The sequence below is a fragment of the Moorena sp. SIO3I6 genome, from assembly GCF_010672095.1.
This window is the reverse complement of sequence record NZ_JAAHHU010000247.1, coordinates 1-7,050: the sequence shown is the minus strand read 5'-3', so window position 1 is coordinate 7,050 and position 7,050 is coordinate 1. Positions and strand designations below refer to the sequence as shown.

The 7,050-nt window shown below is 43.1% G+C and carries 6 protein-coding genes and 4 pseudogenes; 8 read left to right on the top strand and 2 right to left on the bottom strand.

Features of this window, described 5'->3' with window-relative positions; genetic code table 11:
• Positions 1-137: pseudogene (locus F6K49_RS32920) on the bottom strand (allophycocyanin subunit beta); the annotation flags it as partial.
• An 851-nt stretch (positions 138-988) separates the two neighbouring features.
• On the opposite strand from F6K49_RS32920, the gene glnA reads away from it, so the two are divergent.
• The 4 genes from glnA (at position 989) to F6K49_RS32900 (ending at position 5,311) form a co-directional block, all read left to right on the top strand.
• Positions 989-2,410, top strand: coding sequence for a type I glutamate--ammonia ligase (gene glnA / locus F6K49_RS32915; protein ID WP_293070747.1), 1,422 nt, complete (start codon positions 989-991; stop codon positions 2,408-2,410).
• A gap of 327 nt (positions 2,411-2,737) precedes the next feature.
• Complete coding sequence (locus F6K49_RS32910) at positions 2,738-3,637, top strand: ferritin-like domain-containing protein (protein ID WP_293070745.1); 900 nt, start codon at positions 2,738-2,740, stop codon at positions 3,635-3,637.
• A 262-nt stretch (positions 3,638-3,899) separates the two neighbouring features.
• Entirely contained in the window at positions 3,900-4,403 is a 504-nt protein-coding gene (locus tag F6K49_RS32905; protein WP_293025864.1) for a YbjN domain-containing protein, read from the top strand.
• A gap of 92 nt (positions 4,404-4,495) precedes the next feature.
• The gene (locus F6K49_RS32900) at positions 4,496-5,311 is read left to right on the top strand and encodes a lipoate--protein ligase family protein (protein ID WP_293025866.1); all 816 of its coding nucleotides are present in this window, start codon (positions 4,496-4,498) and stop codon (positions 5,309-5,311) included.
• Here F6K49_RS32900 and F6K49_RS32895 read toward each other — a convergent pair.
• Positions 5,293-5,661 (bottom strand): hypothetical protein, encoded by a 369-nt coding sequence (locus F6K49_RS32895; protein WP_293025868.1) that lies wholly within the window; start codon positions 5,659-5,661, stop codon positions 5,293-5,295. The genes F6K49_RS32900 and F6K49_RS32895 overlap by 19 nt on opposite strands.
• Before the next feature lie 209 nt (positions 5,662-5,870).
• Between F6K49_RS32895 and F6K49_RS32890 the strand changes: the two are divergent.
• The 4 genes and pseudogenes from F6K49_RS32890 to F6K49_RS32875 all read left to right on the top strand — a co-directional run.
• A pseudogene (locus F6K49_RS32890) lies at positions 5,871-6,098 on the top strand (response regulator); the annotation flags it as partial.
• Between the two features lie 131 nt (positions 6,099-6,229).
• A pseudogene (locus F6K49_RS32885) lies at positions 6,230-6,355 on the top strand (ISAs1 family transposase); the annotation flags it as partial.
• Between the two features lie 15 nt (positions 6,356-6,370).
• Entirely contained in the window at positions 6,371-6,598 is a 228-nt protein-coding gene (locus tag F6K49_RS32880; protein ID WP_293025870.1) for a hypothetical protein, read from the top strand.
• A 233-nt stretch (positions 6,599-6,831) separates the two neighbouring features.
• Positions 6,832-7,050 (top strand): annotated as a pseudogene (locus F6K49_RS32875) (ISAs1 family transposase); the annotation flags it as partial.

Below are 7,050 nucleotides of genomic sequence, written 5' to 3'. Positions count from 1 at the left end.
CCATTGATTAAAGTAGCTACAGCCACCCGAGCGGTGCCAGTTTCAAAGTAAGACTTAAGTGAATCGATGGCATCCCGATCTAGGTAGCGACCTGAGCTATCATAATTCCTAATCAAGTTTGTGACTAAATCCCTCATTAAATTATTCTCCCAACAACAATCTTGATAATTTTGATTTACTATTGGTGTCTTCCCATGATTTAGGGCGAGAACTCAACAGGTACAGAGCGCTACACTATGCACTCCACAGGAGTTAAACAGCAAGTTGAATGTGTGCTCAATTCCAGACGCTATAATTGGCTGGAGCTAAGCGTATACATATCTTTCATCACTAGATTGTACCCTGTTGCTTGTTGCTTTCATCCTTAATGCTTCTTTAGAATTGGGCGTTGTCCACCATCGATAGGACCGATTAATTGCGCAAGATACTCCCAGAGGGGGGAAACAGGGAAACTAGAACCGACCGACCCAATGCTCCCACTAACCCCATTGCTTATATAGAGGCGATATAGAGGGATTTAGGCAAAACCTGCCACTAACCAGAGCCTAGTTTTGCCATGGGCTCCCTTGCTGAGCAGACAAAGACCTTCTCTTGAGCCTTTGTGCGAGCCTTTTTGCCAACCTGACTGAGTCTAGAACTGGAAAATTTAATTTTTTATTCATATGAGATCCGATCATCTTAGGACATTCTGTATTGTTAGATACATAATCTCCTACTTTCTATCCCTAGGATCAGTCAGGAATCAGGGAACTACAACTTTTCACTGTTCAAGGGAAAAGCCAATCAAGATGCTTTTAAGGAAATAGTGCTCCTTGCACCACTCAAAAAAAAGTATCTCCCCGCGAATAACTGACTCGGATGCTTACCCAGTCAGTCCTCGGTTTGGGAAAGCTTCAGTGTCGCCAATTTTGGTAGAGTCACTGACTCAAGTAATTTTATAAGGTTGTTTCTTTGTAAACAAACGTAAAGCTGATCAAAGGAGTAATTCATGCCTGAAACCCCACAAGAAGTCTTGAAAATGATTCAAGACGAAGACATAAAAATCATCGACCTTAAATTCATTGATATGCCAGGGATCTGGCAGCACTGCTCATTCTACCAAGACCAAATAGAAGAGAGTTCCTTTGAGGATGGAGTTCCCTTCGATGGTTCAAGCATTCGGGGTTGGAAAGCAATCAACGAATCTGACATGGCAATGGTTCCTGATCCCAAAACAGCTTGGATCGACCCATTCATGAAAGAAAAAACCCTGAGCATGATTTGCAGCATTAAGGAACCGCGCACTGGGGAATGGTACAGCCGCGATCCTCGCAGCATTGCTCAGAAAGCCCTTGACTATCTGATCAGCACTGGCATTGGGGATACCGCCTTCTTTGGTCCAGAAGCTGAATTCTTTGTGTTTGATGATGTTCGCTTTGACCAAACCGAGAGCCAGTGCTACTACTATGTAGATAGCGTTGAGGGTCGTTGGAATTCTGGTCGAGAAGAAGCAGGTGGTAACCTCGGATATAAGCCTCGCTATAAAGAAGGTTATTTCCCTGTCTCTCCCACAGACACCCTGCAAGACATGCGTACCGAAATGCTGCTAACCATGGCAGAGTGCGGTGTACCCATTGAAAAGCACCACCACGAGGTCGCTACAGGTGGACAGAACGAGTTGGGTTTTCGCTTTGGCACCCTAATTAAGGCTGCTGACGATCTGATGACTTATAAGTATGTCATCAAAAATGTTGCCAAAAAGTATGGCAGAACTGTCACCTTCATGCCCAAACCAATCTTTAACGACAATGGTTCGGGGATGCATACCCACCAATCGATCTGGAAGGATGGAGAACCCTTGTTTTGGGGTGATGGTTACGCCAACCTAAGTAAAATGGCGCTCAATTACATCGGTGGTTTACTAAAGCACGCACCAGCTCTGTTAGCATTTACCAACCCCAGCACTAACTCCTACAAGCGACTAGTACCTGGGTTTGAAGCGCCCGTGAACTTAGCTTACTCCCAAGGTAACCGTTCAGCTTCCATCCGCATTCCTCTATCTGGCCCCAATCCCAAGGCGAAGCGGTTAGAGTTCCGTTGCCCTGATGCCACCTGTAACCCCTATCTCGCCTTCGCCGCTATGCTCTGTGCTGGTATTGATGGCATCAAGAACGAGATTGAACCAGGTGACTCTCTAGATGTGGATATTTACGACCTCTCTCCAGAGGAATTGAGCAAAATTCCATCAACCCCCGGTTCTCTAGAAGACGCTCTGGCAGCCTTAGAAAAGGATCATGCCTTCTTGACTGAATCAGGAGTATTCACCGAAGACTTTATTACCAACTGGATTGAATTCAAAATAGACAACGAAGTCAATCCCATGCGGTTGCGGCCTCATCCCTACGAGTTCGCACTCTACTACGATGTCTAGTACTTTGTCTATGGTGAACTAAGACCATTAGCCATCCTTAAGGGTGGCTTCTTTATTTATGTCTGACTCTTGATTAATTAGTATTTCAGATCGCTCACAATTTAGGAATAGGTATGATCCCACTGTTTTTAGATTGTTTGAGATTGATGTTATTACTGAATCAAACTTTTGGCTACTGGTAAGGTCGAGTAACTTCTTATTATTACAGACTACAGTAGACTGGGGGTATGTTCGGTGAAACTCAGAAATAATTCCTGTTGCCAATTCAACGACCGTTCCCCTATCGGGTCAGACGTCGGTTTGGTGCGAGTATAGCTAATAAAATCTATGACAGTTGCATATCCTCACAAATCAAACAATGGCATGGGTGCCCGTGAAATCTTGCCACATGTGGTACGCGATCGCAAACTTCACCTGGTCATGCTCAACCGCTATCGCTACAACGAACAACACAGTTGCCTAGATCTCACGGATTTGGTAGAAAAGTTGGATGGTCAGCCAAAAGAACTGGTGCGGGATTTATCTCATCACATTGCTGACGAAGCTCGTCATGCCATGTGGCTGACTGACCTACTCATGGAACTGGGGGCAGATATTGGTAAGCCCCCTGGAGTGTCCTACATCAACGAATTTGATCGACTCATCGACCAGGAAAGCTATAAACAACAAGGAAAGCTTGATGATGGACTAATCGGTGGTTTGGCAGCGATTAATGTCACCGAAAAACGGGGATGTGAGTACTTCTCAGCTCACATCAAAGCATTGAAAGAGGCACCGAAAACTGAAGAAAATATTAAGATTATCAAAACCATTGAACGGATTTTCCCAGAGGAAGTTGGTCATGTCCGTTGGGGGAATCGGTGGTTGGCACAAATTGCCAAGAAAAGCCCAGAACATCGACAGAAGGTAGAACAGGCAAAGCGCCAGTATGTAGCCATTGAACAGGCGGCTTATGAATCTGGTATAGATCTGATGGCAGGTGCGGAACTGCGCCGACTCAATAACTTGCTAGAGGTTGCCCATACCTTGCCAGTGTGGGAACGTCCTCAGTACCTGATCGAGCGCTTACCCCAAACCTTGCTAGCCCCTGAACTGCAAATGACCAGGATTCAGGTAGCACAAAAGGCTTGGCAGCAAGATCCACAAGGGTTTATAGAAAAATTTGTGCCAATGTTTTTAAAGGGTCTCAATCAGGTATCTAAAAATCAGCAAAAAGCAGTCTCCTAGAAAATTGGTCAAGTAATCAGAAGCTGAGCAAGTGCCTTTGTTAGTGTTTCGATCTCTCAAAGGTAAAATATAAGAAAAGGGTTCAAGGAAAAAGGTTAAAGAAAAATCATCTTTTACCCTTGACCCTTTCCTTTTTGCCTCTCTCACCTAATTCCATGTCTCGACCCTTGATTTAAGAAAATTAATCAACGTGTCAACAAGCATAGCTACAGGTGATACTGGGTCTTAGGCAAACCCCAAGACCAGCACAGAGAAATTGATTATGACAAACCCACAGCCGAATCCTGACACTCTATCTAGTCAAGACTTGTCAATGGCAGAAATCGTTGCCAGTGAGTTCAACCAGACTATGACTGCCGTTAACTATGTCGAAAACATTGAAACGGTCATCTCCAGCCTGGAACAAAACAATAGCGCTATGGTAAGCCACAGTGAAGAAGGCTACTTGTGGAAGTTTCAGTACGGTAGCGTGGAAGTATTCGTCCAGCTCACTGGTTCCACAGATGATGACACCTTTACAGCTTGGTCTTCTGTGATGCATCTACCTGCCAAAGACGAGGCAACATTGATGCGCAAGCTCCTGGAAATGAACTGGTATGACACCTTTGAATCCCGCTTTGCTATTGTTGAGGATCAAGTTGTCGTGTTATCCACGCGAACTGTTGCTGAATTGTCCCCAGGAGAAATTTCTCGCGCCATTACCGTGGTAGCCACTATTGCCGATGACAATGATGACTTATTACAAGCTCAGTTTGGTGCCGCCTAGAATCTTCTGATTCAAGTTGATATTACCACACAGGTGAAGGAATAAAGCTTAAAACATACCAGTTAATCAATTAGCGAACAAATCAGCCAACAATGGCATTGTTTCATACTTCAGACTTACCACTTGAGACTTCTGATAGTTCAGACTTACCACTTCAGAGTTCATCCTGGCGTTTAATTCCCTTACTACAGGCATCAGGGCGGCTTCAGATGGCCATTGACCAGTGGCTACTAGCCCAGCACCAACGGGGAAAACATTCCCCAGTATTGCGATTTTATACCTGGGCATCACCAACCATCTCTCTTGGCTACCATCAACGCCGTTGGCCTGAGTTCTGGGAACAACTCACTTGGGCATCACAACCAGTAGAGCTGGTAAGGCGTCCCAGTGGTGGTAGAGCTGTGCTACATCAGGGAGATTTGACCTATATGGTGGTTAATTCCGGATTGACTGGTAAACGTCTTGATGCCTATCACCAAATTTGTGAGTTTTTGATTCAGGGGTGGCGCTCCCTTGGTGTAGAGTTGCACTATGGTTCAGCTGGACGGGGGTATATTAACAATCCCAACTGTTTCGGGACTGCTACTGGTGCCGATTTAGTGTTAGCAGATGGTTCTAAACTGATTGGTAGTGCTCAATTGCGCCGTGGTAATGTGATTTTGCAGCATGGCTCAATTCGCTTAGAACCAGATGCTCGACTGTATACTCAAGTGTTTGGGGAAGTGCCCCCTCCCTTTCATCTACCCATGGCTCAACAGGGAGATGCCTTAATCAACATTGTGGTGGATGCCCTAACTCATGCTGCTGCTGATTGTTTTGGTGTGGAGTTGGTAGAGAAGCCTTTATCAAATCAGGAGTGGCAAGAAATTCTGGCTTTGGTAAATAGCAATCAGAACAAATCTGGTTGAACACCCATAGTTAAGGCTGATGGGAAAGCAGACAAGGACAGGTTTTTATCATGGGTAATAATCCAGAAATAATCAGGACTTAAGCAAAAGTAGGTAACAAACTCGCTTATGTCTGAAATTACTCCAAGAAACAACTTGGGCGTGATGACTTGTAAGCTCCGAATCCTGTACCGAGCAAAATATACTTCTGGCTCGTTTCTCAATCTTTGACAATAACTGCCATAAATCCCACCTCCTGTCAGTATTTTCCCTGAGGGTAAGTTCAAGGTAAGTTTATATAATCCTAAACAAGCACCTTTTTCAGTAATAGCTTCAAGTATGAACCAGCACAGATGAATCAGGTTACCCATTTTTTTTTCCGGCTTAGGGTTTGCTAACTTTAATAAGTTAACTCATTTATCCAAATCAATTGATAATCACTAACTTTAATCTAATTATAACTCAAAAATATTTGTTTTATTTTAATTAAATTAGGATTAGACATGGTTAAGGGATAATAAATTATAGATATTTTTAAATTTATGAGTAAATCAATTTGTGTTGATAGGATCCTGAAGCAGTGACATACGATCAAGACAAAAATCTCATCTTAGTTGTAGATGATACACCCACCAATTTGTCAGTTATATCCCAGGCTTTGCACAATGCTGGCTTTACGGTTGCTGTGGAAACAGATGGTGAAAGTGCGATTGAACAAGTTAACTATAATCAACCCGATCTAATTCTATTGGACGTAATGATGCCAGGAATTGACGGATTTGAGACTTGCAAAAGACTAAAGGCAACAGGGCAAACGCATCTAAATTAGATTTAAAAATAAGCAAAAAGGTGATAAAAAAACCCAGGTTAAGTTGATAAAAAAAATATGATATCATGACTTCATGACTAATTTTTAATAACTCGTTGGCGTGTCTGACAAGTGCATGGTCTGACTCTCACCAATTAGTCTTAGGACAACATAAAGTTAAGGATAAATCCAATGAAATTACCGCTATCCCTCAATTACTAGAAATGCTATCAATTGAGGGAAGCATAATTACTATAGCAATTCTATAACTGGTGAGGTACAAATATCTAGGTTTTAGGGAGCAGGGAGCAGGGAGCAGGGAGCAGGGAGCAGGGATTAGGAACCCACCCCTAACCCCTCCCAGGAGGGTAGGGCTGTTTCATTCTGGCCAAAAATGGGGAGATGGGGAGATGGGGAGATGGGGAGAATTTTGGACGAATAGTCGTGATTTTGGCCAAATTTATCTAACCATACTCAAAAGCCGAATCACGAATTGTTAGTCATTTGAGTTGATTGAAGCCGGCTAATTAGTCAGATTTTAATGACTAAATTTGGGGATTTTTCGGAAAATTTTGAGCTATCCCCCTATCCCCCTATCCCCCTATCCCCCTATCCCCCTATCTCCTTTTCTCGTTAACTTATTTTTCTTTGAAACAGCCCTGCTCCCAGGAGGGGAAGGCAAGAGTCAAGAGTGAAACAATCTTGTGTACCTCATGAGTCCTAGAAACGCTATATCGATGCAATGGGGTGTCAAAAAGATATTACCTCCCTAATTATTAATAAAAAAGCTGATTATATTTTGGCTCTAAAAGCTAATCAAAAAAATCTTTATGAAGAAGTAAAAACTTGGTTTGATTTAGCTATGAAGTCTGACTTTGTCGGAAAAGACTATAGTTATTATCAAGAAATAGAAAGTGGGCATAATCGAATTGAAAAAAGAGAAGTATGGACG